This window comes from Amycolatopsis ruanii (assembly GCF_003385175.1).
In the GTDB taxonomy this organism is placed as follows: domain Bacteria; phylum Actinomycetota; class Actinomycetes; order Mycobacteriales; family Pseudonocardiaceae; genus Amycolatopsis_E; species Amycolatopsis_E thermalba.
Window position 1 is genome coordinate 118,818 of sequence record NZ_PQHY01000002.1, and the last position, 26,135, is coordinate 144,952.

Consider the following 26,135-nt stretch of genomic DNA (forward strand, 5'->3'; position numbering starts at 1 on the left):
TCCGTCCTCCCGGTTCGATGTCGACGCAGCGGAAGGTACTAAATCCAGGGGCGAATCTACAAGAGGATCGTTCAACAATATTCGTCCGCATTTTCCGCGCGGGAGTCCCGCGGCGCGGGCGGGTGTGAGAGGGTAACGCCTGTGATGCGGATCATGGGTCGCTCCCGATCGCTCCTCGCCGCGCTCGCCGCCTGCCTGCTGCTCGCCGGGTGCGGGTCCGGGCCGAGCCAGGTGGGCGCCGCCGTGATCGTCGGCGACCGCGAGATCACCGTCGACCAGGTGCAGGACCTGCTGGACAAGGCCGTGCTGGAGCAGCCGGCCGCGCAGCAGCTGTCCCAGCAGCACAAGCTGGACCTGCTCGGCCGCGAGATCGTGCGTCAGCTGGTGGTCCACGACGTCCTCGCGCGCGCCGCCCAGCGGGAGGGCCTGGCCGTCGACCCGCGGCTGCTCGACCAGTTCCTCGCCGACGACCCGCTGGCCGATCCGGTGTCCACGGCGGGCGCGGATCCGTCGCAGCTGGCGCAGCAGATCGCCAACCGGGTGCGCGACCACCGCGAGGTGATCACCGACAGCCTGCTGCTGCAGGCGCTGGGGCAGAAGTACCTCGACCGCATGTCGGTCACCTTCGACTACACCTCGGTGTCCTCCGATCTCGGTGGCGCCCAGCCGCTCGACCGGCGGGAGCAGGCGATCGCCAAGGCGGAGCAGATGGCCGCGAGCCCGGCGGCGGCCGCCGAGGTCATCCGCGCCGACGCGGCCGCGGGGGTCCGGACGAGCGTCGGTGAAGCGGTTCCCGCCGCGCAGGCCCCGGACCTCGCCACGCTGGTCCTGTTCGGGGTGCCGCCGGGCACGGTGGTCGCGTTCCAGCCGAGCCAGGAGCAGGCGGTGTGGATCGTGGCGATCGTGCGTGAGCGGAACCTGAACGCGCCGTCGTCGGGCGAGCAGGCCGTGCAGCCGTCGCCGGCGCAGCTCGCGGCCATCGGGCAGCGGCTGCTCCAGCCGTACGTCGAGGAGGCCGGCGTTCGCATCAACCCGCGCTACGGCGTGTGGGATCCTGTGGCCATGAACCTCGCCCCGAGCAGCGCCGAGACCACCGGCGTCGTGGTGCCGGTGAAGGGTGCCGCGCAGCCGTGACGGTCGTGCTCCTGCCCTACCCGGACGCCGGGATCCCGCCGGCGGCCATGCCGTTCCTGCGTGGCGCGCACGCGGTGTACGCGTCGGGTCTCGACAGTGAGCTGGCCGATCTGCTGGGCGCGAAGCCGGCGCCGGAGGACTTGGCCGCCGAGCCCGGGCCGGTGGTGCTGTTCGCCGCGGACGCCGCGGATCCGGCGGTGGCCGCCCTGGTGCGGGCCGGTTCCCGGGTGATCACGCAGCCGCCCGGGGCGGGCCTGGTCGAGGCCGCGCGGGTGATGGACCGGCTGCGCTCGCCGGGCGGGTGCCCGTGGGACGCCGAGCAGACGCACGATTCGCTGCGGCAGTACCTGGTCGAGGAGACCTACGAGCTGCTGGACGCGATCGAGGAGGGCGACCGCGCCGCGCTGCGCGAGGAGCTGGGTGACGTGCTGCTCCAGGTGCTGTTCCACGCGCGCGTCGCGGCCGAGGACGCCGGCGACCCGTTCGACATCGACGCGGTGGCCGACGCACTGGTCGCCAAGCTGGTCGGCAGGCACCCGCACGTGTTCACCGACGCCGAGCGCGTGCACACCGCGGCGCACCAGCAGGTGCGCTGGGAGGAGCTGAAGCAGGCCGAGAAGCGACGTGAGTCCAGTGTGGACGGTGTGGCGCTCGGCCAGCCGGCGGTGGCGCTGGCGGGGAAGCTGGGGCAACGCACCGGCCGTGCCGGGCTGCCCGCGGACCTGTTCCCCGGCGGCGACTCGTCCGCCGAGCAGCTGTTCCGGCTGGCAGCTTCCGCGCGGCGCTCGGGCGTCGATCCGGAGGGCGAGTTGCGTGCGGTGGCGAAGCGGTTCGCGGCGGACGTGCGGTCGGCGGAGAAGTCGGCCCGCGCGGCCGGCCTCGACCCGGCGTCGATGGCCGCCGACGCGTGGCGCGCCCACTGGCCTCAGCCGAACAGCGACTCGCCCCAGTAGCCGGACAGCGCCGGCCCCGCTGCTCCGGGAGTTCATCCCGATCTTGTTCGCCGGATCGGGTAACCTCGCCGATCGGCCGCTACTTTTCGGTTGTGTGATCCCTCCGGCAGGGGGACTGGATAACCTGTTCGGGTGGCAGAACCCACTCAGCCGGGGGACGCCCGGATCCGGCGGTTTTCCCTCCGCGTCCTCATCGGGGCGGCGATGGCCGGCACCGGGCTGGTGCTCATCCTGACCATCGGCGTGACGCGTCCCGGCGAGGACCCGCCGCCGGTCCAGCCGGCGCTGGCCGCGCGGACCTCGGAGCCACCGGTGGGCGCGACGGCACCGCCGCCGGCCCGGCTCGCTCCGGAGGACCGCCCGCGCGAGTCGGACCTGAAGGCGCTGGACACCTGGTCGAACGAGGTCGCCGCGGCGACGAAGCTGCCGGCCCGCCTGCTCGCCGGCTACGGCCGGGCGGAGATGTGGATGCGCGCGGAGTGGTCCGGATGCCACCTGTCCTGGACCACGCTCGCCGCGATCGGCCAGGCGGAAGCGGTCGGCACCGGCCCGCTCCCGGTGCCGGAGGAGACGTGGAAGCAGTGGTCGGCCCGCGCCACGGGCGACGGAAAGCAACCGGACCCGAAGGACATCGACGACGCGGCGCTGACGGTGGCGAGATCCCTCTGCTCGACGGGCGCCGACCTGGCCACCCCGCAAGGCTGGTGGGCCGCGATCACCGGCAGCCCCACTCTGGCGCCGCAGGCGCAGCTGATCTTCGACACCGCCACCACCCTCGCCAAGGCAGCGCCACGCGCTTGATCTTTGAACACAACCCGAGCTGGGTGGTCATCCCGGAGCCTGCCCGTCCGGTGAGGACATCCCTTGATCTTTGAACCGCCACCCAACACGGCGACGTGCCCAGCGGACGCCCGAGATCAGCCCTCCCGCAACCGAACCCGCGCATTCACCTCGGACAACGCGTCCTGGTACTCCGGCACCGGGTTCATCGCCCAGGCCATGCGCAGCTGTCCCAGAGCTTCGACCAGCCGTCCCAACCTTTGGAGCGTGCGTCCCAGCACGAAGCGGGCGTAGTGGTCCGACGGATCGAGTTCCAGCACCCGCGTCAGCGCCTGCTCGGCGCGGTTGAGCTGCGCGGAGTGGAAGTAGGCGCGCCCGGCCAGCAGCTGGACGCTCGGCTTGTCCGGCTCGGCCTCCAGCACCGGTTGGAGCGCCTTCAGCGCGTCCAGCGGACGGCGCTTCTCGACGAGATCCTCCGCCTCGCGAAACGCGTGCAGCGGGTGCCGGCCTGCTGTTCCCCGCGGGGTCTCTGAGTCATCCATCTTCTGATCGACGTTACCCCCGACAAGCGCGTTTCGGCAGGGGCGAAGAGGGTGGCTCGGGGCGGCATGATGCACTAACCGGTCATGAGCGAAGAACCGCGGTATCTGGGACTCTCGCCCTACCTGTACTACACGGATGCCACGGAGGCGCTGGACTGGCTGGTGCGCGTCTTCGGCTTCACCGAGAAGGTCCGCTACGTGGACGCCTCCGGCCAGGTCTTCCAGGCCGTGGTCGGCGCCGGTGACGCCGAGATCCTGCTCGCCGCCGTCGGCTCCGACTACTGGGAGGCCAAGGGCGTGGACCGTCCGGTCGGGCAGCTCAACGTCGTGTACGTGCCCGACGCCGACGCGCAGCACGAGCACGTCTGCGCGGCGCTGGGCGAGGGCTGCGACGTGCCGCCGCCGCAGGACCAGCCCTACGGCGCGCGCGTGTTCACCGTGCTGGACTGCGGGGGCAACAGCTGGACGTTCTGGCAGCAGATCTCGGACACCGCGGATCTGCCGTCCGGGTGGCAGGAGGTCCGGGCCGGCGAGTGACGCGTGCCTCCACCGGGTGAACGGCGATGGCGGCTACGCTGGTCGCGTCTTCGCTGGACAAACCGATGAGGAGCAGTTGTGGCGGTCATTGAGCAGGTAGGCGCGCGCGAGATCCTGGATTCGCGTGGCAACCCGACCGTTGAGGTGGAGGTGGCTCTCGACGACGGCACGCTGGCGCGGGCCGCCGTTCCGTCGGGCGCGTCCACCGGCGAACACGAGGCCGTCGAGCTGCGCGACGGTGACCCCAAGCGCTACAACGGCAAGGGTGTCGAGCGCGCGGTCGCCGCGGTGCTCGACGAGATCGGCCCGGAGCTGGCCGGGGTCGACGCCGTCGACCAGCGGATCGTGGACCAGAAGCTGGTCGACCTGGACGGCACCCCGGACAAGTCCCGCCTGGGCGCGAACGCGCTGCTGGGCGTTTCGCTCGCGGTGGCGAAGGCCGCCGCCGAATCGGCCGAGCTGGAGCTGTTCCGCTACCTGGGCGGCCCGAACGCGCACGTGCTGCCGGTGCCGATGATGAACATCCTCAACGGTGGCGCGCACGCCGACACCGACGTGGACATCCAGGAGTTCATGATCGCCCCGATCGGCGCGGAGTCGTTCCGCGAGGCGCTGCGCTGGGGCACCGAGGTGTACCACTCGCTCAAGTCGGTGCTGAAGGGCCGCGGCCTGGCGACCGGTCTCGGGGACGAGGGCGGGTTCGCGCCGAGCCTGTCCAGCAACCGCGAGGCGCTGGACCTGATCACCACGGCCATCGAGAAGGCCGGTTACGCGCCGGGCCGCGACATCGCGCTGGCGCTGGACGTCGCCGCCACCGAGTTCTTCTCCGCCGGTTCCTACACGTTCGAGGGCAGCAAGCGCACCGCCGAGCAGCTGGCCGCCTACTACCAGGAGCTGGTGGACGCCTACCCGCTCGTGTCGATCGAGGACCCGCTGTCGGAGGACGACTGGGACGGCTGGGTCGCGCTGACCCAGCAGATCGGCGACCGCGTCCAGCTCGTCGGCGACGACCTGTTCGTCACCAACCCGGACCGCCTCGAGGACGGCATCAACCGCGGCGCCGCGAACGCGCTGCTGGTGAAGGTGAACCAGATCGGCACGCTGTCGGAGACCCTCGACGCGATCGCGCTGGCCACCTCCAGCGGCTACAAGTCGATGATGAGCCACCGCTCGGGCGAGACCGAGGACACCACGATCGCCGACCTCGCGGTCGCGACTGGCGTCGGCCAGATCAAGACCGGTGCCCCGGCGCGCAGCGAGCGCGTGGCGAAGTACAACCAGCTGCTGCGCATCGAGGAGACCCTCGGCGACGCCGCCCGCTACGCCGGTGAGCTGGCGTTCCCGCGGTTCTCGACGGAGAGCTGACCGGGGTAGATGACGCAACGCGGAACCCAGCGCGCGAGGCGCCCCCGCCGCACGGAGGGCTCACCGGCCCGTCGTGCGGAGGGGGCGCCCGCGCGCCGTCCGCAGCTCGCCCGGCGGGTCGCCGCCGGGAAGGCGCGCCTGCGCCGGAGCCAGGGGAAGCCGGGCACCGGTGCGGCGCGCGTGCTCGGGATGTCCACGACGCGGCGGGCCGCGGTGCTCGCGATCGTGGTGTGCGCGCTGGCGTTCACGGTCGCCGTGCCGCTGCGCACCTACCTCGCGCAGCGCGCCGAGGTGGCCGAGCAGGAGCAGCGGCAGGCGCAGCTGCAGCACGACGTCGCACTGCTGGAGCAGCGCAAGGCCGCGGTGTCCGACCCGGCGCAGGTCGAGGCGGAGGCACGGCGGCGGCTGCGGTACGTCATGCCCGGCGAGACGCCCTACATGGTGCAGCTGCCCGAGGACGCGCCCAAGGCGCAGGAGCAGGCGCAGCCGGACCCGGTGGCCTCCGGTGACGGCGCGTGGTACCAGCAGCTGTGGAGCACCGTCGGCGGTTGAGCGGGCGGTGGCTGCGACAATGGGTTCGTGAGCAAGACGGACCTGCCCTCGTTCGAACTGGTCACCGAGGCCGACCGGATCATCATCTCCGAGCAGCTCGGACGGCCCGCGCGTGCGCTGCGGGCGGTGGCCGCGCGCTGCCCGAGCGGGCACCCGTCCGTCGTGCAGACCAACCCGCGGCTGGAGAACGGCACCCCGTTCCCGACGCTGTACTACTTGACGTGCCCCCGGCTGACGTCGCTGGTCGGGCGGCTCGAGGCGTCCGGGATCATGAAGGAGATGACCGACCGGCTCGCGGTCGATGAGGAGCTGGCGGCGGCCTACCGGCGGGCGCACGAGTCGTACCTCGCCCAGCGGGACGCGCTGGAGCCGCTGGGGCACGAGGTCACGGCGGGCGGCATGCCGGGGCGGGTCAAGTGTCTGCACGTGCACCTCGCGCACAGCCTCGCGATGGGCCCGGGGGTGAACCCCTTCGGCGACGAGACGCTGGAGCTGCTGAAGGACGACTGGCCAAGCGGCGACTGCGCGGCCGGCGCCGCGGAGGGGTAGCCGCCTGGGGTCGTTCGCGGCGGTCCGCCCGTGGGGGCTGGGGTCTGGGTCGGAGGGGGGCGGTTGTGGCGCCCGTACTCGCGGCTCCCGCACTCGCGGGGGAACCAGCGCCCGCTCTCGCGTGAATGGGCCAGTCGCAACCGGGCGAGTGGACGGTTCGATCTCGTGCGAGTGGGTCAGTCGTGCTCGCGTGAGTGGACCGTTCGGTCCTGCGGGAGCGGACCGTTCAACCCCGCGTGAGTGGACCAGTCGTAACCATGCGAGCGGACCGGCTCGCAACCGCGCGAGTGGACGGCTCGCACTTGTGCGAGTGGGCCAGTGGCAACCGCGTGAGTGGGCCGTTCGTTCCCGCGTGAGTGGGCCAGTCGTAGCCGCGTGAGTGGGCCGTTCGCCGCTTGAAAGGTCCGTTCAACGGCACGCGGCTGGGCACCTCGCGCTCAACGAGATTCCCCCTCGCTCACCCACGAATGGTCCGTTCGTACGAGCCAAAACCCGCATCCGGCCGACAAGAACCGCCACCGGCTTTGGAACTTCCGGCTAACACTTCCGCCCCCTCGCCGCGATGCACCATGCAGTAACACGGACTTCACATCCTGCCGTTCAGCATCGGATGTGTCGTCTGCTCGGGGAGGGAAGAGAATGTGCGCCGGACTCGTGTGAGGGCTGCCCGCCGCAAGGCGCGAAGAATCGGCCTCGCCCACAAGACCACGCTCGCCGCGATGGGGGGCGTCCTCGCCGTCATCCCGGCCGGCCTGGCAGGCGGGGGCACCGAGACCTGGTCGACCACCACGCCGGTCGACCAGACCCGCGCGATCGGCCCAGTACAAGGGTCGCCACCGGAGATCCTGCGCGTCAGCGTCAACGGCGAGCTGCCCAAACCGCCGGAACCAGTGCCCGCCGAGGAACTCCCCGCCGGCCCGCTCGGCATCCCCGGCACCGCGCTCAAGGCCTACCGCAACGCCGCCGACCTGATGACGCGGGAACGACCCGAGTGCCACATCGACTGGGCGCTGATCGCGAGCATCGGCCGCATCGAGTCCAACCACGCGCGCGGCGGGTACGTCGACGCGAACGGCACCACCCGCGAGCCCATCCTCGGCCCGCAGCTCAACGGCGTCGGCCCGGTGGCCGCGATCCCGGACAGCGACGACGGCCGCTGGGACCGCGACACGGTGTGGGACCGCGCGGTCGGCCCCACCCAGTTCATCCCGACCACCTGGAACTTCTACGCCGCCGACGGCAACCACGACGGCGTCGCCGATCCGAACAACATCTACGACGCCACCCTGGCCACCGCGCGCTACCTGTGCTCCGGCGGACTGGACCTCGCCGACCCGGCCCAGCTGCGCGCCGCCATCTACCGCTACAACAACTCCGACGCCTACGTCGAGACCGTGATCCGCTGGGCCGAGGCCTACCGCAGCGGCGTCGCGCTGCTGCCGGACAGCGACGTGCCGATCGGCGCGCCCTCCGCGACCGCCGTCCCCACCCCGCCCGCGGTGACGCCGCCGCCGACGATCCTCGCGGCCCCACCGGTCACCACCCCGTCCTCGCCGGCCGGGCGCACCGACCTGAACACCACCACGACCACCGGCAGCACCACGACGACCACGACCACGACAACCACGACGACGACCACGCCACCGGAAACCTCGCCGACCTGCGAGACCACCACGTCGCCGACCTCGACGACCACCACCACGACACCCCCGGCATCGGAGACGCCGTCGCCGTGCGCGCCGCCGGAGACGGGCGCGGAGACCTCGACCACGGGATCGACGACCGGGCCCACCCCGTAGGGTGGGCGCATGCCCCGTGTTGCCGCGATCGACTGTGGAACGAACTCCATCCGTCTGCTGGTGGCCGAGCTGACCGAGCGTCACGACGGCACCTTCGACCTGCGTGACCTGCATCGGGAGATGCGGATCGTGCGGCTCGGGCAGGGCGTGGACGCCAGCGGCCGGCTGGCTCCCGAGGCGCTGCAGCGCACCCGTGACGCGCTGACGGACTACACCATCGCCGCGCGCCGCAAGGGCGTGGAGAAGGTGCGCATGGTCGCCACCTCGGCGACCCGCGACGCGAGCAACCGCGACGAGTTCTTCGCGATGACGCGCGAGGTGCTGGGCGTCGAAGCCGAGGTGATCTCCGGCGACGAGGAGGCCCGGCTGTCGTTCCTGGGCGCCGGCGGCGAGCAGGACCCCGACGACGGGCCGTTCCTGGTGGTCGACGTCGGCGGCGGCTCGACCGAGCTGGTGCTCGGCGACTGGGACGGCAAGCGCGCCTCGATCACCGCGGCGAAGTCGGTGGACATCGGCTGCGTGCGGATCACCGAGCGGGCGCTGCAGTCGGACCCGCCCACCTCCAACGAGATCGTCGCCGCGCGCGAGTTCGCGACCGGCGTGCTGGCCGAGGCGTTCGACGTGGTGGACGTGTCGAAGGCCCGGACGTGGATCGGTGTCGCGGGCACGGTGACCACGCTGTCGGCGGTGGCGCAGGACCTGCCCGAGTACGACTCGGAGCGGACGCACCTGTCGCGCCTGACCCCGGCCGACATCACGCGCGTGTCCGGGCAGCTGCTGGAGGCCGACCACGAGGCGCGCGCCACGAACCCGGTGATCCACCCCGGCCGGGTGGACGTCATCGGCGGCGGCGGGCTGATCGTGCAGATCCTCGCCGAGGAGATCGGCCGCCGCGGCGGGCCGGCCGAGCTGGTCGTCAGCGAGCACGACATCCTCGACGGTATCGCGCTCTCGCTCGTCTGAGCCACGGTTCGCCAGACCCGGCTCACGTCGGCCGCGGGGAGGCCGGCGGCAAGGCACTCGAACTCGGCGCCGTCATGATCGACGGCACCCCCAATCCGGACGCGGCGGCCGGTTGCCGCCGGCGATGCGCAACCGCCACGGCCTGGTCGCCGCCGGGGGGCGATACCGGCGAAGCCCGTGAGGCCGAGCAGCGCCCGGTTCGGCGAGGCCGGGCAGATCGCCGGGGCCGGTGCCGCCGAGCGCGCGGCCTGTTCGGCACCCGACGAAGGTAGGGTTTTCGTACCGGTTCGCCTGTTCGCGGAGGTAACTTCCTCTTCACCCTGATGAGGAGGAGTTCCTTGAGACGAACCAGGTTGCTCGTCGCGGCGCTCGCGGTCCCGCTGATCGGCGGGGCCGTCGTTCTTCCCAGCGCGAGTGCCCAACCCGCCGCGCCGTCCGGGCCGGTCACGGAGTTCACCGTGCTGGCCGCCGGTGAGCAGAGTGTCGCCGCCGCCGAGCAGGCGATCCGCGACGCCGGCGGAACCGTGTTGCGCACCAACCGCGCGGTCGGCCTGATCACCGCGAGCGCCCCGGCGAACGGTTTCGTGCAGCGCGTGTCGGCCGACGACGACGTCTACGGCGCGGCGAAGGCGACGGCGATCGGCCAGGCGCCCACCGGCAGGGTCGCGCCGAAGCGGTCCGACGTGGAAAAGGAAGGCCGTCAGGCGCCGAGGAGCCGCGGCGCGACCACCGCCACCGGCACCGACCCGCTGGACGACCAGCTGTGGGGCCTGAAGTCGGTGCGCTCGGACATGGCGCGCACCGTGCAGCCGGGCGACAAGCGCGTCAAGGTCGGCGTCATCGACACCGGCGTCGACGGCTCGCACCCGGACATCGCGCCGAACTTCGACCGCGCCGCGTCCCGCAACTTCACCCGCGACATCCCGGCCGACCCGACCGGCGCGGTCGTGGACGGGCCGTGTGAGTTCCGCGGCTGCGTCGACCCCGCCGACCACGACGACAACGGGCACGGCACGCACGTCGCCGGCACGATCGCCGCGGCCGCGGACGGGTTCGGCATCTCCGGGGTCGCCCCGAACGTGACGCTGGTGAACCTGCGCGCCGGCCAGGACGCCGGGTACTTCTTCCTCCAGCCGGTCGTCGACGCCCTGACCTACGCCGGCGACGCGGGCATCGACGTCGTCAACATGTCCTTCTACGTGGACCCGTGGCTCTACAACTGCGCCGCGAACCCGGCCGACTCGGCCGAGCAGCAGATGGAGCAGCGCACCATCACCGAGGCCGTGACGCGGGCGATGAACTACGCCTACCGCAAGGGCGTCACCGAGGTCGCGGCGCTGGGCAACCAGCACACCGACCTGGGCGCCCCGCAGCCGGACACGACGAGCCCGGACTACCCGGCGTCGTCGAACCACCCCCGCACGATCGACAACGCGACCTGCCTGTCGCTGCCGGTCGAGGGGCCGCACACCATCGGGGTCTCCGCGTTCGGCCCGTCCGGCGCGAAGGCGGACTACTCGAACTACGGCACCGAGCAGATCTCGGTGTCCGCGCCGGGCGGCTTCTTCCGCGACGGGTTCGGCACGGACTGGTACCGCACCAACGAAAACCAGATCCTGTCCGCGTACCCGCGCAACGTGGGCGTCGCGGAGGGCATGATCGACGCGGACGGCAACGTGACTCCCGACGGTGCGGCCGCGGGCGTGCAGAAGGCGGTCACGAAGGACGGCCGGGTCGCGTACTACCAGTTCCTGCAGGGCACGTCGATGGCCGCCCCGCACGCGACGGGGGTGGCGGCGCTGATCGTGTCCGAGTACGGCCGGGCGGGCCGCGGCGGTCTCACGATGAGCCCGGACGCGGTGCAGCGGGTGATCGAGGGGACGGCGGCGGAGATCCCGTGCCCGGTGCCACCGACGGTGGACTACCTGGACGAAGGCCGCGACGCGACGTACACCGCGACCTGCCAGGGAACGCCTTCGTTCAACGGCTTCTACGGCCACGGAGCGGTGGACGCGTACGCAGCGGTGACCCGGGGAGCCGCGTACCTGCGCGGCTGAGGTGTCGAGGGGCCGCTCCGGGGAGCGTGGATGCCCCGGGGCGGCCGCCCAAGAGCGCCGTCACGGCAGGTCAGCAGGGCTATACTTCTCGGACGCGATCACCGGTTCCGGACCGGGAAAGTGAGGAGCGGCCATGCGGCATCGCCCGTACATCTTCGCCGTGACACCGGTGTGCTCGTCCGTCACCGCGCTCGCACTGGGCTGGCCCGCGTGGGTCGCCTGGTTGCTCGGCGTGCTGGCCGTGGTGAGCGTCGCGGTCGAGACCGTTCGCTGGCGCGAGGAGCGCGGCTGACCGCGCGATGAGTATCGCGGTGGGCCGTCCCACCGGCGGTGGAGCTCCCGTGGTGGCGGGGCGGCCCTTCTCGCGTTCAGCGGTCCGTGTACTTGATCGCGGTCAGGGTGATCACCGTGTCCGCGGTGACCTTGGTGCCCGCGGGCGGGTCCTGGCCGACCTGAACCCAGTTGCTGTCGACGACGAGCACCCGGCCGAGGCCCTTCCCGTCGACTTCGCGCAGGTTGTACAGGCCAGCGGCCTGCATCGTGTCCTGGGCCTGCTGGTGGTTCAGCCCGGACACGTCAGGCACGGTGATCAGCTCGGCCGAGCCGGCCGTGGTGCGTGCCGCGGAACTCGGTGCGCTCGCCCGAGCCGCCGAACTGCTCGCGGTCGGTCCGCCCGGCGTTCCCGGCGAGGTTCCGGCTCCGCACGCACCGACGGTCGCCAGGAGCACAACCGCTCCGGGCGCGGCCGCCCACCGCCATGTTCTCCTGTTGCGCTCCCGCATAGCCGCCTCTCGGGGTTGATCAACGTTCACCCAAGGTGTGTCGGGACGGCGGGAACGGTCGTTTCACCGAATTGAACACCGTTCTTGATCCGTTATCGCGAGTCGGGGGCCGCCTCGAACCGCGAGGCGGCCCCCGACTCGTCAGCGGTTGCTGCTCGACCGCACGAAGTCGGCCAGGTCCTTCGACTGCTGCACGCGCGACGGTTCGTGCACGTACATCATGTGCCCGGCCGGGTAGTAGGCCGACTCGATGTTGCTCCGCAGGTTCTCCGGGATCTGCAGGTGCGCCAGGACGTGCTCGGCCGCGTAGTAGGGCGTCGCGCCGTCGTAGTAGCCCAGGGCCACGTGCACCTTCAGGTGGGGGTTCGCCCGCATCGCCGCGCTGAGCGCCTCCACCGCCGACACCGCGCGGCCCTCGAACTCCGAGTAGGACCAGTTCCGCACCACGTCCATCGACAGGACCTCGTACGGCAGGTCGTTCTCGTACCCCAGCTCGGACCGGACGTAGTGGTTGAAACCAGCCGAATACGCCCCGATGATCCGCGACACCGACGCGTCGTCGCTCATCAGCTCGCGTCCGCCGTCCGGCTCCCACGTCGTGAAGCGGCCGTCCATCCGGCCCGTGGTCAGCCCGCGCTCCCGCAGCAGCTCGGTGAAGAACCGCACGTGCTCGATCCGCAGGTTGACCCGGTCCACATAGGACTCGTCCAGCCCGGTCAGCGACGCCAGCTTGCGCACCGCCGCCGCCTTCTCCTCCGGTGTCAGCCGCGAACCCCGCTGCAGCGCCCACGGCAGCTCGCGCGCGGCGAACTCCTCCGCCTCGGCCAGCACGTCGGCCAGCTTCCGCTTGCCGTGCTTGCCGTGGTAGTGCGCGATCGCCGCGTACGTCGGCACGAACAGCGGGTACGGCTGGTCGTTGCCCTCGGTGAAGCGGATCGTGCCCATGTCCAGCACGGAACTGATGAGCATCAGCCCGTTCAGGTAGAACCCGTGCCGCTCCTGCAGGTGCCCGGCCAGCGCCGCCGCGCGCAGCGTGCCGTACGACTCGCCGGCCAGGTACTTCGGCGACAGCCACCGCCCGTTGCGCGACGTCCACAGCCGGATGACCTCCGCGACCGCTTCCACGTCCGCGGTGAACCCGTGGAAGTCCTTGGCGCTCTCGCCCTTCTTCGGCCGCGAGTAGCCGGTGGACACCGGGTCGATGAACACCAGGTCGCTGTGCACCAGCAGCGTCTCCGGGTTGTCGGCCACCCGGTACGGCGGCGGCTCGGGCGAGTCGACGTCGCCGGAGACCACCCGGCGCGGCCCCAGCACGCCCATGTGCAGCCACACGCTCGCCGAGCCCGGGCCGCCGTTGAAGGCGAACGTCACCGGCCGCGAACCCGGCTCCGCGCCGTCGAGCGTGTAGGAGGTGAGGAACACCTCGGCCTTGGCGGCGTGCCCGTCGAACTTGCCGTCGGTGTGCACTTCCTTGCGCAGCACGATTCGTCCGGTCTGCGCGGTGTAGGACAGTTTGCGCCGCTTGACGGTGAGCGTGTGCTGGGTGGTGACGAGGTCGTCGCTCGGTTCGGGCGCGGCCTCGGTCTTCGTCTCCTCTTCGGGGGTTTCCGGCATGATCGCCAACCTAGCGGAGCACACTGACGATGTGACCCGACGAAAGCTCCACACCCTGGCCGAACTGGACACGGCGGTCACCGGGTGCCGCCGCTGCCCGCGCCTGGTGGCCTGGCGCGAGGAGGTCGCCGCGACCAAACGGGCCGCCTTCGCCGACTGGACGTACTGGGGACGGCCGGTGCCCGGGTTCGGGCCGGCGGACGCGTCGCTGGCCATCGTCGGGCTCGCGCCCGCCGCCCACGGCGCCAACCGCACCGGCCGCATGTTCACCGGTGACCGCTCCGGCGACTTCCTCTACCAGGCGCTTTACGACCTGGGCCTGGCTTCCCAGCCGACCTCGACCCACATCGGCGACGGCCTGGAACTCAAGGGCGTGCGGATCACCGCGCCGGTCAAGTGCGCCCCGCCGGCCAACAAGCCGCTGCCGTCGGAGCGGGACAACTGCCGTCCCTGGCTGGTGCGGGAGTTCGAGCTGTTACTTCCGACACTCCGCGCGGTCGTCGTGCTCGGCGCGTTCGGCTGGCAGGCGCTGCTGCCGGTGCTCGCGCAGACCTGGACGGTGCCGAAACCGGCGCCCAAGTTCGGCCACGGCGCTCACTTCGTCCTGCCGGGGACCCCTGATCTTCACCTTTTTGGGTCATTTCACGTCTCGCAGCAGAACACTTTCACCGGACGCCTCACCCCGGCCAAGTTGCGGGACGTGCTGGGCCGTGCGGGCGCGGTGGCCGGGCTCCTCTGAATCGTTTCGCGCTGGTCCGCGACCCTGGTCACAGGTGGGGAGGGTCTACGCGCGCCCGGCTTGTGGGAGTGGGAAGATGTGTCTATGGCCGCAGCGAAGTCGGAACCGACTCGGATCCTCATTCTGGGTGGCGGTTACGTCGGGCTCTACACCGCGTTGGGACTCCAGAAGAAGCTCCGCGCCAACGAAGCCTCCGTGACGATCGTCGACCCTCAGCCGCACATGACCTATCAGCCGTTCCTGCCGGAAGCGGCGGCTGGGGCCATCGAACCGCGCCACGTCGTGGTGCCGCTGCGGCGAGTGCTCAAGCGTTGCCACGTGCTCACGGCGCGGGTCAACAAGATCGAGCACGAGCGCAAGACCGTCACGGTCGAGGCCGCCGACGGGCACATCGAGCAGCTGAACTACGACGTGCTCGTGGTCGCGCTCGGCGCCGTCGCCCGGCTGCTGCCGATCCCCGGCCTGGCCGAAGAGGGCATCGGCATCAAGACCATCGGTGAGGCCATCTACCTGCGCAACCACGTGCTGACCAAGCTCGACGAGGCGGCCAGCACGCTGGATCCGGAGCTGCGCAAGCGCCTGCTCACCTTCACCGTCGTCGGCGGCGGGTTCGCGGGCATCGAGGCGCTGGCCGAGCTCGAGGACATGACCCGGTTCGCGACGCGGTACTACGAGAACATCCAGCCGGAGGACATCCGCTGGGTGCTGGTCGAGGCCGCCGGCCGGATCCTGCCCGAGGTCCGTGAGACCCTCGGCGTGTGGACGGTCGAGCAGCTGGAGAAGCGCGGCATCGAGGTCTACCTGTCGACCGCGGCGAAGTCGTTCGAGAACGGGCACGTCGTGCTGTCCGACGGCACCGAGTTCGACAGCGACACGATCATCTGGACCGCGGGTGTGAAGGCCAACCCGGTGCTGGCCAACTCGGACCTGCCGATCGACAAGCGCGGCCGCGTCGAGGCGACCGCCGCGCTGCAGGTCGTCGGCCACCCGGACGTGTGGACCGCGGGTGACAACGCGGCCGTGCCGGACCTGTCGCGCACCGAGTCCGACCCGACGGCCACCTGCCCGCCGAACGCGCAGCACGCGGTCCGGCAGGCGCGGCACCTGGCGAAGAACATCATCAAGGTGCTGCGCGGCGGCCAGCCGACGGACTACTTCCACAAGAACCTCGGTGCGGTGGCCGGGCTGGGCCTGCACAAGGGTGTGGCGGACGCGCTGAACCTGAAGATCAAGGGCTTCCCGGCCTGGCTGTTCCACCGGGGCTACCACCTCAAGGCGATGCCCACGTTCAACCGCAAGGTGCGCATCCTGCTGGACTGGATGCTGGGCGGCCTGTTCCGGCGTGAGGTCGTGTCGCTGGGGCAGATCAACAACCCGAAGGAAGAGTTCGCGCGGGCTTCGAAGTCCTGACCTGCGGTGCGGGCCGGGATGTGCTGACCTGCGCTGGGGTCGCGGGCACCGTTCGCTTAGGCTGACGGTGCCCCCGTAGCCCAACCGGCAGAGGCAGTCGACTTAAAATCGATTCAGTGCGGGTTCGAACCCCGTCGGGGGCACTGAACCGCAGGTCAGCGGGCTGGGGCTGAGGATCGTCGGCCCCCCGGTCCCGGGGACTCACAGGAAGTGGTGTTCTCGGGTAACGACATCGCGCTTGGACCGCACCCGGCGTCTTCAGGTCGCCTCGGCTGCATTGCGCCTTGCGCGTCGGGGTCCGAGGGAGGATGTTCCCGTGGCGATGGCGGATGAATCCGGATCGTTGAGCGACCACGAGTTGAGCTCGATCGAAGCCCGGATCAACGCGACCACTCCGGGGCCTTGGTACTTCCACCTCCTCGACGACGACTGGGCGATGAACCTCGTGGCGATCAGCACGATCCCTGACGAGGAGCATGTCGGCGACCGGGCGAACTTCGACCCCGGGACGGTCATCGCCGCCACGTTGGTCCAGCACCCGCGGTACGTGTGCGGTGCCGACGAGCGGTGGGACGAGAACGCCCGCTTCATCGCTGCGGCCAGAACCGACGTGCCACGGCTCATCGCCGAGGTCAGGCGGCTTCGCCGGCTCGTGCGCGACGAGTCGGCCTGAGGTGGAGTGGCGGCGCGCTCAGCGGCCGAAGATCCGGTTTCGCACCTCGGCGGCCTCCTCGCCGTCCAGCCAGGCGATCGTGAGTTCGCGGCCGTAGAAGTCGAAGGTGCCGGAGGACAGCTCGGCCACCGCCTCCTCGATGTCGAGCCAGCCGCCGTCGCTCCAGGTCCACTCGCCGTCGGTGAGCACCTCTGCCCACCAGTTGAGCCGCTCCTGGCCCGCGGACCACCGGCGGCGCCACCACGGGCCGAGGGCCTCGTACCAGACGTCCGCGACCAACATCAGGTAGCCCGCCGGGTGGCCGTCCGAGTCGAGCAGCCGCGCGACGCGCTCGCGGTAGGGGGCCAACCGGTGGTCGGACACCTCCGGCGAGTTGGCGATGTGGGTCCGCAGCCTCACGTGATCAGTATGAGACCTGCTCCCTGTCCTCGAACAGCGCTGTTCCGACGTCGCGCGGCTGACCGCGGGGGCGCCCACTCCGCCGCCCTGGGACCGGCTGCTCAGGCTCGCGCTGGTGTGGGGTCGCGGGGCTGATCGACCTCCTGGAACATCTGGCCGAGGCCGGGGCAACCCAGCGGATCCGGCATCGCGCACGGCGGCTTGGCAAGAGTGTCCGCAAGAAGCCGCGGGATGACGCGATCACCCAGCTGCTCCGGCAGCGCGACGGCGTCCTGACGCGTGCCGTGCTGCGGGACGGGACGCGGGTGGACGTGGAACTTCGCCTGGGGCATCGAGGATCCGGCGAATCCCTACGCCCCTGAAAGCAGCTCGCGTAGCTTTTCCAGCACCGCTGGGTCCTCGATCGTCGACGGGATTGGTTCCGAGCGGCCTTCCACGATGCCCCGGATCGACTTGCGCAGGATCTTTCCCGACCTCGTCTTCGGTAGCGCGTCGACGATCGTCACGGAGCGGAAGGCTGCTACGGCACCGATGTCGCGGCGGACGGCGGCTACCAGTTCCTCCTCCAGGCCCTCCGCGGACGCGCCCGCCTTCAGCACCACGAAACCCCGCGGCAACTGGCGCTTCAACGAATCCGCCACCCCGACCACCGCGCACTCCGCCACCGCGGGATGCGCCGCCAGCACCGCCTCCATCGCACCCGTCGACAGGCGGTGGCCGGCCACGTTGATCACGTCGTCCGTCCGGCCCATCACGAACAGGTAGCCGTCCTCGTCGACATATCCACCGTCGCCGGTCAGGTAGTAGCCGGGATAGCGGGACAGGTATGACGAGAGGTACCGCTCGTCGTCGTTCCACAGGCCCAGCAGCGTGCCCGGCGGCAGCGGCAACCGGACGCACACCGCGCCCTCCGACCCACGCGGCACCTCCTCGCCGGACTCCGACAGGATCCGCACGTCGTACCCCGGCATCGGCACGCTCGGCGAACCCGGCTTCAACGGCAGCGGCTCCAGGCCACGCGGGCTGGCCGCGATCGCCCACCCCGTTTCGGTCTGCCACCAGTGATCCACCACCGGCACGTCCAAAGCCGAAGAAGCCCACTGGTACGTCTCCGGATCCAGCCGCTCGCCGGCCAGGAACAGCGTCCGCAACGAAGGCATCGCACGCAGCAACGAGCCCGACGGGTCCACCTTCTTGATCGCCCGCATCGCCGTCGGCGCCGTGAACAGCGCCTTCACCCCGTACTGCGAGATCACCCGCCAGAACGCCCCGGCATCGGGCGTGCCGACCGGCTTCCCCTCGTACAGCACGGTCGTCGCGCCCGCCAGCAGCGGTCCGTACACGATGTAGGAGTGCCCGACGACCCACCCGACGTCGGACGCGGTCCACCACACGTCCCCCGGCCCGATGTCGTAGATGTTCGCCATCGACCACGCCAGCGCGACCGCGTGACCACCGTTGTCCCGCACCACACCCTTCGGCTTGCCCGTCGTCCCCGACGTGTACAGCACGTACAACGGGTCCGTCGCCGCAACCTCCACACAGGACACTGGAGACGCCGACTCCACCAACGCGTTCCAGTCGTGCTCGCCCGGCCGGAGCGTCGCCCGCACGTGCTCCCGCTGGAACACCACCACCTCGGGCGATTCACCGGACAACGCCACCGCTTCGTCCACAATGGGCTTGTACTCGATCACCCGCGTCGGCTCGATGCCGCACGATCCGCAGACCACGACCTTCGGTCGCGCGTCGGCGATCCGCACCGCCAGCTCCTTCGGCGCGAACCCGCCGAACACCACCGAGTGCACCGCGCCCAGCCGCGCGCACGCCAGCATCGCGATCACCGCCTGCGGGATCATCGGCAGGTAGATCACCACCCGGTCGCCGCGCCGGACACCGAGCCCGCGCAGCGCACCGGCGAACCGCGACGCCTCGTCCAGCAACTCGGAATACGTGTACCGCGCGGAAGAACCGGTCACCGGCGAGTCGTAGATCAACCCGTCCCGGTCGCCGTGCCCGGCCCGGACGTGCCGGTCCAGCGCGTTGTAGCAGGTGTTGAGCCTGCCGTCGGGGAACCACCGGTACCAGGGCGGGCGCGCGGCGTCCAGTGCGCGACCCGGCTGCCGTGACCAGCTGATCGCCGAAGCGGCCGCCAGCCAGAAGCCCTCCGGATCACGCAGACTCTCCTCGTAGACGCCGGCGTACCCGCCCATGCCCGTCCTTTCAGTCCAATCGAGACAACTCTTCGTCGGTCAGCAACCGCGACCGGATCAGGAACCGCACACCCTCCGGGGCCTCCAGCGAGAACCCGCTGCCCCGGCCGGGCACCACGTCGATGGTCAGGTGCGTGTGCTTCCAGTACTCGAACTGGGCGGCCGACATCCACACCGGGATCGGATCCGGCACGCCGGCGACCGTGAGATCGCCGAGGTGCACGTCGGACCCACCGGTGCGGAACTCCCCGGCCGGGTAGCACATCGGTGCGCTGCCGTCGCAACACCCACCGGACTGGTGGAACATCAGCGGACCGTGCCGTCCGGCCAGCCGCCGCAGCAGGTCGGCGGCGGCGTCGGTGAGATCCACCCGGCTCATGATCAGAAGAATCCCTGCGCGTCCGGCGAGTACGACACCAGCAGGTTCTTCGTCTGCTGGTAGTGGTCGAGCATCATCTTGTGCGTCTCGCGCCCGATGCCGGACTGCTTGTAACCACCGAACGCCGCGTGCGCCGGGTAGGCGTGGTAGCAGTTCGTCCACACGCGACCGGCCTGGATCTCCCGGCCGGCGCGGAACGCGGTGTTCCCGTCACGCGACCAGACACCGGCGCCCAGCCCGTACAGCGTGTCGTTGGCGATCTTGATGGCGTCGTCGTAGTCGTCGAACTTCGTCACCGACACGACCGGGCCGAAGATCTCCTCCTGGAAGATCCGCATCTTGTTGTCCCCGGCGAAGACCGTCGGCTGGATGTAGTAGCCGCCGGACAGCTCGCCGCCGAGGTCGGCCTTGCCGCCGCCGGTGAGGACCTGCGCGCCCTCCTGCTTGCCGATGTCGATGTAGGACAGGATCTTCTCGAACTGGTCGTTGGACGCCTGCGCGCCGATCATCGTGTCGGTGTCCAGCGGGTGGCCCTGCTTGATCTTCTCCACCCGGGCGACGCCGTCCGAAACGAACCGGTCGTAGATGGACGACTGGATCAGCGCCCGCGACGGGCAGGTGCAGACCTCGCCCTGGTTGAGGGCGAACATCGCGAAGCCCTCCTGCGCCTTGTCGTAGAACGCGTCCTGTTCGGCCGCGACGTCGGCGAAGAAGATGTTCGGGCTCTTGCCGCCCAGCTCCAAGGTGACCGGGATGATGTTCTCGCTGGCGTACTGCATGATCAGCCGGCCGGTGGTGGTCTCCCCGGTGAAGGCGACCTTGCGGATGCCCTTGTGCTGGGCCAGCGGCTTGCCCGCCTCGACGCCGAACCCGTTGACGACGTTGATCACGCCGGCCGGGACCACGTCCGCGATCAGGCTCAGCAGCACGTGGATCGAGGCCGGGGTCTGCTCGGCCGGCTTGAGGACCACGCAGTTGCCCGCGGCCAGCGCGGGCGCGAGCTTCCAGGTCGCCATCAGGATCGGGAAGTTCCACGGGATGATCTGGCCGACCACGCCGAGCGGCTCGTGGAAGTGGTAGGCCACGGTGTCCGCGTCGATCTGCGAGATACCGCCCTCCTGGGCGCGGATGGCGCCGGCGAAGTAGCGGAAGTGGTCGATGGCCAGCGGGATGTCGGCGGCCAGGGTCTCGCGGACCGGCTTGCCGTTCTCCCAGGACTCGGCGACCGCGAGCTTCTCGAGGTTGGCCTCCATCCGGTCGGCGATCTTGAGCAGCACGGCGGCGCGCTCGGCGGGGGAGGTGCGGCCCCACGCGACGGCGGCGCCGGTGGCCGCGGCGACCGCGCGGTCGACGTCCTCGGCGGTGCCGCGCGCGACCTCGGTGAAGGTCTTGCCGGTGACCGGTGTCGGGTTCTCGAAGTACTCGCCCTTGGCCGGCGGGACGTACTCGCCGCCGATGAAGTGGTCATACCGCGGTTCGAACGCGACGACGCTGCCGGTTTCGCCCGGCGCGGCGTACTTCGTCATGAGCCTGCCTCCTGGATCGGGTGTTCGGTGCGAACGGCTTCGGCGCACCGGGCGCCAAGCTAGGGAAGGCGACGTTGCAGCGTCGTTGCAACGGTTGCCGAATCCGCGATCCGCCCGGCATGCTGCTGGGGCCAGTCCCGCCGACGCCGCCGGAGTGCTGAATGGACGCCGAAACCGTGAACACCGCCCCCACGGCGCTGCACCTGGCGTCGGATCCGATGGCGCAGTTCGAAGTGCTGCAACAGGTTCGCGAAGCAACCCTGAGTGGTTCCCGCGCGCCCGTGTCACCCCGTCCGGTGATTCACGAATCCTGGCAGCGGTCACTCGCCGCGCACATCGATCCGGACGACTTCCGGCCGCCGATCGTCTACGCACCCGACGAGGTGGCCGACGTCCGCGACGCCCACCCGTTGCACGCCGTTCTGCCGACCCTGCGCGAACTGCTGGGCAGCATCGCCGACGAGTCCCGCCACGTCATGATCGTCACCGACGCCGACGGCACGATCCTGTGGCGCGAGGGCCCGGCGAGCCTGTGCAGCCAGGCGGACCCGGTCGGGCTGTGCGAGGGGACCGGCTGGTCGGAACGGGCGATCGGCACCAACGCGATGGGCACCGCGCTCGCGCTGGACGCCCCGGTGCAGATCTACTCGGCCGAGCACCTGGTGCGGACCTACCACGGCTGGACCTGCGCGGCGGCCCCGATCCACGACCCGGACACCGGCGACCTGCTCGGCGCGATCGACGTCAGCGGCCTGCTCGACACGCTGCACCCGGCGACGATTTCGCTGGTCAACGCCACCGCGCAGCTCGCGGAGAGCCACCTGCGGCGGCGGATGGAGTGGCTGGACGGCCAGCTGCTGACGAAAAACATGCCGCACCTCGCGCGGCTGCGTGGCGAGCCGGGCGCGCTGCTCACCCCGACCGGGCGGGTGATCGCCGCCGACCGGCTCGGGCGCCTGCCGAAGCGGGTCGCGGTGGACGCCGACCGGGTGCTGCTCGACGACGGCCGGGAGGCGCACGTCGAGCCGCTGCCGGAGGGCTACCTGCTGCGGGTCCGGTCGACGACGGCCACGCGGCGGCCGACGCTGGAGCTGTCCTTCCTGGGTGACAACCCGGCCGCCGTGATCAACGGCCGCGAGCTGCCGCTCACCCTGCGGCGCGCGGAGATCCTGGCCCTGCTCGCGCTGCACCCGTCCGGGCTGACCGCCGAGCAGCTGGCGTTCCAGCTCTACGGCGACGACGGCAACCCGACGACCGTGCGGGCGGAGATCCACCGGCTGCGCGGCCAGCTCGGCGGCGACGCGATGCGGGCCAAGCCGTACCAGCTGCGCGCCGAGGTCGACGCCGATTTCCTGCGCGTGCGCGCGGCGTTGAACAGCGGTGACGTGGCGGCGGCGGTGGCGGCCTGCCCGGCGCCGCTGCTGAACCGGTCGGACGCGCCGGCCATCCGCGCCGAGCGGGAGCAGCTGGTGGCCGCCGTGCGCGCCGCGGTGCTCGGGCACCCCGGCCCGGACGTGCTGTGGGCGTTCGCGCAGAGCGAGACCGGCCGGGACGACGTCGAGGTGTTCGAGCACCTGACCCGGCGGCTTCCGGCGGCCGACCCCAGGCGGGCCGTCGCGACGGCCCGCCTGGAGTGGCTCCTCGGCGAGGACTAGCTCACGAACTTCTCCTCGGCCACCTGCCGCGCGTGCAGCACGTCGCCGATGAAGAAGTCGTACAGCACGGCCCCGACAACGGCGCCGACCAGCGGGCCGGCGATCGGCACCCACAGGTAGCCGGTCATCGCGGTGTCGCCCCAGCCGGCGAAGAACGCGAACAGCCGCGGCCCGAAGTCGCGCGCCGGGTTGATCGCATACCCGGCGTTCGCGCCGTAGGACAGCCCGATCGCGGCCACCGTGAACCCGATCAGCAGCGGGCCCATCTTGGGGGAGATTGCCTTGTTGCGCGCGTCGATCAGGGCGAGCACCACGACCAGCAGCACGGCGGTGCCCACGACCTGGTCGAGCAGCGGACCGAACCAGTTCGAGAAGTAGGGCGCCGGGACGGTCGCGAAGATCGAGAACGTGGCTTCGCTCTTCGGCGTCCCGGCCGCGGCGTCGAACGCGCTGATCGCCGGGTGGTAAACGGCGTACACGAGCGCGGCGCCGGTGAACGCGCCGGCCAGCTGCGCGCCGCAGTAGCCGGGCACCTTGCGCCACGGGAACCGGCGGCGCACGGCCATCGCGAGCGTCACCGCCGGGTTGAGGTGCGCGCCGCTGACCCCGCCCGCGACGTACACCGCGAAGGCCACGGCGAACGCCCAGCCCCACACGATGAGCAGCCAGTCGCCGGTGCCCTGGAAGATCGTGGTGGCCCCGGCGGTGCGGCCGGAGCCGGGCAGGCCGGCCACGGCCATCGCGACGCACGCGTCGCCGAGCCCGATGAGCAGGAACGTGCCGAAGAACTCGGCGAGCAGATCGCCGCGGCCACCGGTCAGCCGGTTCAGGGCGGAGGGTCGGCGCAGGGGTGCCACATCGGTCACTGGGTCCTCCTTGACGCAGTCGGGTGCCGCACACGATGCGAAGACGCGGGTTGCACCGACGTTGCGCCGCTGCCCCAGCCGCCGTGGCTCGGCGCGGTCGCCGAGGGGGTTTGGGAACGCGCCGGGGGCGGCGAACGCGTCGCCGGGGCGGCGGACTCGTCGCTGGGAGTGGCCGACGCGCCGCTGCGAGGGGGCCGACGCGTCGCCGGGACCGGGGACGAGTGGGAGCACGCCGCGCGAGGCGGCCAACACGCCAGCGGGAGGGGCGAACGCGGCGCCGGGAGGGGCCAGCTCGCCGCCGGGAGCGGCAACTCGCCGCGCGGGAGGTGCCGACTCGCTGCCCGGAATCGCCACACGGCACCCGGGGCGGCGAACTCGGTGCCGGGACCGGGTCGATTCGCCGAGACGAGTGGGGAGCACGCCGCGCGGGTGGCCAACGCGTCTCCTGGGGTTGGTCCCTCCGCTGACGTGCAACGTTGATGCAACGTGACGCCGCTTACGGTCCGGCCCGTGACTACTCCGAGCCAGGTGGACCTCGACCCGGGCCGGGACTACCCGCTCGCGGCGCGGCGCCCCGAACTGCTGAAGACCCCGACCGGAAAACGCCTCGACGAGCTCACCATGGCGGCCGTGCTGGCCGGTGAGGTCGCGCCGGAGGACCTGCGCATCGCGCCGGAGACCCTGCGCCTGCAGGCCCAGATCGCCGAGCGCGTCGGCCGCCCGCAGCTCGCGCAGAACTTCCGCCGCGCGGCGGAGCTGACCGCGCTGCCCTACGAGCTGGTGCTGTCGATCTACAACTCGCTCCGGCCGCGCGCCTCCACCAAGGAACAGCTGGCCGCGATCGCCGACGAGCTGGAAACCACCTACTCGGCGACGCTGTGCGCGCAGCTCGTCCGCGAAGCCGCCGACGTGTACGAACGCCGCGACATCCTGGCACGGGAGGACGGCCGATGACGGGCGCACGGCGGTCCAAGCGGACCGAGGCACTGGAGCAGCGGCCGGTCAACCTCGACGGGTTCGTCGAGGAGTGGCCCGAGGTCGGCATGGTCGCGATGGACAGCCCGTACGACCCGGAGCCCGGCGTCCGCGTCGAGAACGGCGTGATCGTCGAGATGGACGGCAAGCCGCGGGCCGAGTTCGACTTCCTCGACCAGTTCATCGCCGACCACGCGATCGACGCCGAGGTCACTGAGCAGGCGATGGCCGTGCCCGCGGTGGAGATCGCGCACCTGCTGGTCGACCCGCGCGCCACCCGGCAGGACGTGCTCGCGCTGACCCGCGGGCTCACCCCGGCGAAGCTGCTCGAGGTCGTCAAGACCATGAACGTGGTCGAGATGATGATGGCGCTGCAGAAGATGCGCGCCCGCCGCACCCCGGCGAACCAAGCCCACGCGACTAGCGCGCGGGACAACCCGGTGCAGGTCGCGGCCGACGCCGCCGAGGCTTCGCTGCGCGGGTTCCGCGAGCTGGAGACCACGCTCGGCGTCGTCCGGTACGCGCCGCTCGTGGCGATCGCGCTGCAGGTCGGCGCCCAGGCCGGGACGCCCGGCGTGCTGACCCAGTGCGCGCTCGAAGAGGCCACCGAGCTGGAGCTGGGCATGCGCGGGATCACCGCCTACGCCGAGACGATCTCGGTGTACGGCACCGAACCGGTGTTCTGCGACGGCGACGACACCCCGTGGTCCAAGGCGTTCCTCGCCTCGGCCTACGCCTCGCGCGGCATCAAGATGCGGTTCACCTCGGGCACCGGGTCGGAGGTGCAGATGGGCAACGCCGAGGGCAAGTCCATGCTGTACCTGGAGATCCGCTGCATCCTGGTGACCAAGGGCGCCGGGGTGCAGGGCCTGCAGAACGGGTCGATCAGCTGCATCGGCGTGCCCGGCGCGGTGCCGGCCGGGATCCGCGCGGTGCTCGCGGAGAACCTGATCGCGAGCATGGTCGACCTGGAGTGCGCCTCCGGCAACGACCAGTCGTTCTCGCACTCGGACATGCGCCGGGTCGCCCGGCTGCTGCCGCAGCTGCTGCCCGGCACCGACTTCGTCTGCTCGGGCTACTCCTCGACCCCCAACTACGACAACATGTTCGCCGGATCCAATGTGGACGCCGAGGACTACGACGACTGGAACGTGCTGCAGCGCGACCTCCAGGTCGATGGCGGCCTGCGGCACGTGCCCGAGGCGGAGATCCTGGCCGCCCGCAACCGGGCCGCGCGTGCCCTGCAGGGCGTGTTCGCGCAGCTGGACCTGCCGCCGATCACCGACAAGGAGGTCGAGGCGGTCACCTACGCGCACGGCAGCAAGGACCTGCCGCTGCGGGACGTGCTGGAGGACCTCAAGGCGGCCCAGTCGGTGATGGACCGCGGCGTGACCGGCGTGGACATCGTCAAGGCCCTGGACGGCGCCGGGTTCACCGACATGGCCGAGTCGCTGCTGGCCGTGTTGCGGCAGCGGGTGTCCGGGGACCTGCTGCACACGTCGGCGATCCTGACGCCCGAGCTGGAGACGCTGTCCGCGATCAACGACGTCAACGACTACGCCGGCCCGGGCAGCGGTTACCGGCCCACCGGAGCGCGCTGGGAAGAGATGAAACGGCTCCGGCACGTGGTGAGCGCCCAGAACCCCGAGCAGGAAGTCGTCTGAGGAGGAGTG

Annotated in this window: 27 protein-coding genes and 1 tRNA gene; 18 read left to right on the plus strand and 10 right to left on the minus strand. The window is 71.2% G+C overall.

Annotated elements, in window-relative coordinates; genetic code table 11:
- Nucleotides 1-153: 153 nt before the first annotated feature.
- The 3 genes from D0D28_RS01685 (at nucleotide 154) to D0D28_RS01695 (ending at nucleotide 2,888) form a co-directional block, all read left to right on the plus strand.
- Nucleotides 154-1,134 carry a SurA N-terminal domain-containing protein gene (locus tag D0D28_RS01685; RefSeq protein WP_369806790.1) on the plus strand — a complete coding sequence of 327 codons (981 nt, stop codon included), beginning with the start codon at nucleotides 154-156 and terminating at the stop codon, nucleotides 1,132-1,134.
- Nucleotides 1,131-2,087, plus strand: coding sequence for a MazG family protein (locus D0D28_RS01690; protein ID WP_094004594.1), 957 nt, complete (start codon nucleotides 1,131-1,133; stop codon nucleotides 2,085-2,087). The genes D0D28_RS01685 and D0D28_RS01690 overlap by 4 nt, the downstream gene beginning before the upstream one ends.
- Before the next feature lie 132 nt (nucleotides 2,088-2,219).
- Entirely contained in the window at nucleotides 2,220-2,888 is a 669-nt protein-coding gene (locus tag D0D28_RS01695; RefSeq protein ID WP_116109461.1) for a hypothetical protein, read from the plus strand.
- A gap of 116 nt (nucleotides 2,889-3,004) precedes the next feature.
- On the opposite strand, the gene D0D28_RS01700 is transcribed toward D0D28_RS01695, so the two are convergent.
- A complete protein-coding gene (locus D0D28_RS01700; protein WP_094004596.1) occupies nucleotides 3,005-3,409 on the minus strand; it encodes a tetratricopeptide repeat protein in 405 nt (134 codons plus the stop codon).
- An 84-nt stretch (nucleotides 3,410-3,493) separates the two neighbouring features.
- On the opposite strand from D0D28_RS01700, the gene D0D28_RS01705 reads away from it, so the two are divergent.
- The 8 genes from D0D28_RS01705 to D0D28_RS35455 all read left to right on the plus strand — a co-directional run bounded on the left by D0D28_RS01705 (nucleotide 3,494) and on the right by D0D28_RS35455 (nucleotide 11,523).
- Entirely contained in the window at nucleotides 3,494-3,946 is a 453-nt protein-coding gene (locus D0D28_RS01705; RefSeq protein WP_094004597.1) for a VOC family protein, read from the plus strand.
- Nucleotides 3,947-4,024: 78 nt separating this feature from the next.
- Nucleotides 4,025-5,311 (plus strand): phosphopyruvate hydratase, encoded by a 1,287-nt coding sequence (gene eno, locus D0D28_RS01710; RefSeq protein WP_094004598.1) that lies wholly within the window; start codon nucleotides 4,025-4,027, stop codon nucleotides 5,309-5,311.
- Nucleotides 5,312-5,320: 9 nt separating this feature from the next.
- Entirely contained in the window at nucleotides 5,321-5,863 is a 543-nt protein-coding gene (locus D0D28_RS01715; RefSeq protein WP_162830512.1) for an FtsB family cell division protein, read from the plus strand.
- A gap of 27 nt (nucleotides 5,864-5,890) precedes the next feature.
- Nucleotides 5,891-6,412 carry a DUF501 domain-containing protein gene (locus tag D0D28_RS01720; protein ID WP_116109462.1) on the plus strand — a complete coding sequence of 174 codons (522 nt, stop codon included), beginning with the start codon at nucleotides 5,891-5,893 and terminating at the stop codon, nucleotides 6,410-6,412.
- 719 nt (nucleotides 6,413-7,131) lie between these two features.
- Complete coding sequence (locus D0D28_RS01725; protein ID WP_240323036.1) at nucleotides 7,132-8,211, plus strand: lytic transglycosylase domain-containing protein; 1,080 nt, start codon at nucleotides 7,132-7,134, stop codon at nucleotides 8,209-8,211.
- A 9-nt stretch (nucleotides 8,212-8,220) separates the two neighbouring features.
- Nucleotides 8,221-9,174 (plus strand): Ppx/GppA phosphatase family protein, encoded by a 954-nt coding sequence (locus D0D28_RS01730; RefSeq protein ID WP_116109464.1) that lies wholly within the window; start codon nucleotides 8,221-8,223, stop codon nucleotides 9,172-9,174.
- A 338-nt stretch (nucleotides 9,175-9,512) separates the two neighbouring features.
- Nucleotides 9,513-11,231: a S8 family serine peptidase gene (locus D0D28_RS01735; RefSeq protein ID WP_429728183.1), complete on the plus strand. Its 1,719-nt coding sequence runs from the start codon at nucleotides 9,513-9,515 to the stop codon at nucleotides 11,229-11,231.
- 133 nt (nucleotides 11,232-11,364) lie between these two features.
- Entirely contained in the window at nucleotides 11,365-11,523 is a 159-nt protein-coding gene (locus D0D28_RS35455) for a hypothetical protein (protein WP_158224402.1), read from the plus strand.
- A 76-nt stretch (nucleotides 11,524-11,599) separates the two neighbouring features.
- On the opposite strand, the gene D0D28_RS36470 is transcribed toward D0D28_RS35455, so the two are convergent.
- From D0D28_RS36470 to D0D28_RS01745, 3 genes are all read right to left on the minus strand, one after another.
- Nucleotides 11,600-11,815: a PASTA domain-containing protein gene (locus D0D28_RS36470; protein WP_233157159.1), complete on the minus strand. Its 216-nt coding sequence runs from the start codon at nucleotides 11,813-11,815 to the stop codon at nucleotides 11,600-11,602.
- Nucleotides 11,808-11,936 carry a hypothetical protein gene (locus D0D28_RS37260; protein ID WP_255407865.1) on the minus strand — a complete coding sequence of 43 codons (129 nt, stop codon included), beginning with the start codon at nucleotides 11,934-11,936 and terminating at the stop codon, nucleotides 11,808-11,810. Before D0D28_RS37260 ends, D0D28_RS36470 begins: the two co-directional genes overlap by 8 nt.
- A 218-nt stretch (nucleotides 11,937-12,154) precedes the next feature.
- Entirely contained in the window at nucleotides 12,155-13,627 is a 1,473-nt protein-coding gene (locus D0D28_RS01745; protein ID WP_116109466.1) for a S10 family peptidase, read from the minus strand.
- Here D0D28_RS01745 and D0D28_RS01750 point away from each other — a divergent pair.
- The 4 genes from D0D28_RS01750 (at nucleotide 13,626) to D0D28_RS01765 (ending at nucleotide 16,449) form a co-directional block, all read left to right on the plus strand.
- A complete protein-coding gene (locus D0D28_RS01750; RefSeq protein WP_094004640.1) occupies nucleotides 13,626-14,366 on the plus strand; it encodes a uracil-DNA glycosylase in 741 nt (246 codons plus the stop codon). The two genes, D0D28_RS01745 and D0D28_RS01750, sit on opposite strands and share 2 nt — an antisense overlap.
- 84 nt (nucleotides 14,367-14,450) lie before the next feature.
- Nucleotides 14,451-15,776 (plus strand): NAD(P)/FAD-dependent oxidoreductase, encoded by a 1,326-nt coding sequence (locus D0D28_RS01755; RefSeq protein WP_162830510.1) that lies wholly within the window; start codon nucleotides 14,451-14,453, stop codon nucleotides 15,774-15,776.
- Nucleotides 15,777-15,845: 69 nt separating this feature from the next.
- Nucleotides 15,846-15,919 (plus strand) — tRNA-Leu (locus D0D28_RS01760).
- Between the two features lie 95 nt (nucleotides 15,920-16,014).
- Nucleotides 16,015-16,449: a hypothetical protein gene (locus tag D0D28_RS01765; RefSeq protein WP_233157161.1), complete on the plus strand. Its 435-nt coding sequence runs from the start codon at nucleotides 16,015-16,017 to the stop codon at nucleotides 16,447-16,449.
- Between the two features lie 18 nt (nucleotides 16,450-16,467).
- Here the strand turns inward: D0D28_RS01765 and D0D28_RS01770 are convergent, their stop codons facing one another.
- The 5 genes from D0D28_RS01770 to adh form a co-directional block, all read right to left on the minus strand.
- Nucleotides 16,468-16,848, minus strand: coding sequence for a hypothetical protein (locus tag D0D28_RS01770; protein WP_233157162.1), 381 nt, complete (start codon nucleotides 16,846-16,848; stop codon nucleotides 16,468-16,470).
- A gap of 101 nt (nucleotides 16,849-16,949) precedes the next feature.
- Nucleotides 16,950-17,180, minus strand: a complete 231-nt coding sequence (locus D0D28_RS01775; RefSeq protein ID WP_094004642.1) for a hypothetical protein — start codon at nucleotides 17,178-17,180, stop codon at nucleotides 16,950-16,952.
- A gap of 18 nt (nucleotides 17,181-17,198) precedes the next feature.
- A complete protein-coding gene (locus tag D0D28_RS01780; RefSeq protein WP_116109467.1) occupies nucleotides 17,199-19,061 on the minus strand; it encodes a propionyl-CoA synthetase in 1,863 nt (620 codons plus the stop codon).
- A 10-nt stretch (nucleotides 19,062-19,071) separates the two neighbouring features.
- On the minus strand, nucleotides 19,072-19,440 hold the full coding sequence (locus tag D0D28_RS01785) for a DUF779 domain-containing protein (RefSeq protein ID WP_198958174.1): 369 nt from the start codon (nucleotides 19,438-19,440) through the stop codon (nucleotides 19,072-19,074).
- Nucleotides 19,441-19,442: 2 nt separating this feature from the next.
- Nucleotides 19,443-20,966, minus strand: coding sequence for an aldehyde dehydrogenase (adh, locus tag D0D28_RS01790; protein WP_116109468.1), 1,524 nt, complete (start codon nucleotides 20,964-20,966; stop codon nucleotides 19,443-19,445).
- 161 nt (nucleotides 20,967-21,127) lie between these two features.
- Between adh and D0D28_RS01795 the strand changes: the two genes are divergently transcribed.
- Nucleotides 21,128-22,621, plus strand: a complete 1,494-nt coding sequence (locus D0D28_RS01795; RefSeq protein ID WP_094004645.1) for a GAF domain-containing protein — start codon at nucleotides 21,128-21,130, stop codon at nucleotides 22,619-22,621.
- Here the strand turns inward: D0D28_RS01795 and D0D28_RS01800 are convergent.
- Nucleotides 22,618-23,487, minus strand: a complete 870-nt coding sequence (locus D0D28_RS01800) for an MIP/aquaporin family protein (protein ID WP_116109469.1) — start codon at nucleotides 23,485-23,487, stop codon at nucleotides 22,618-22,620. The genes D0D28_RS01795 and D0D28_RS01800 overlap by 4 nt on opposite strands.
- 510 nt (nucleotides 23,488-23,997) lie before the next feature.
- Here D0D28_RS01800 and D0D28_RS01805 point away from each other — a divergent pair.
- Together D0D28_RS01805 and D0D28_RS01810 are read left to right on the plus strand one after the other, a co-directional pair.
- Complete coding sequence (locus tag D0D28_RS01805; protein ID WP_240323037.1) at nucleotides 23,998-24,441, plus strand: diol dehydratase small subunit; 444 nt, start codon at nucleotides 23,998-24,000, stop codon at nucleotides 24,439-24,441.
- The gene (locus tag D0D28_RS01810) at nucleotides 24,438-26,126 is read left to right on the plus strand and encodes a propanediol/glycerol family dehydratase large subunit (RefSeq protein WP_094004648.1); all 1,689 of its coding nucleotides are present in this window, start codon (nucleotides 24,438-24,440) and stop codon (nucleotides 26,124-26,126) included. Before D0D28_RS01805 ends, D0D28_RS01810 begins: the two co-directional genes overlap by 4 nt.
- The last annotated feature ends 9 nt before the right edge of the window (nucleotides 26,127-26,135 follow it).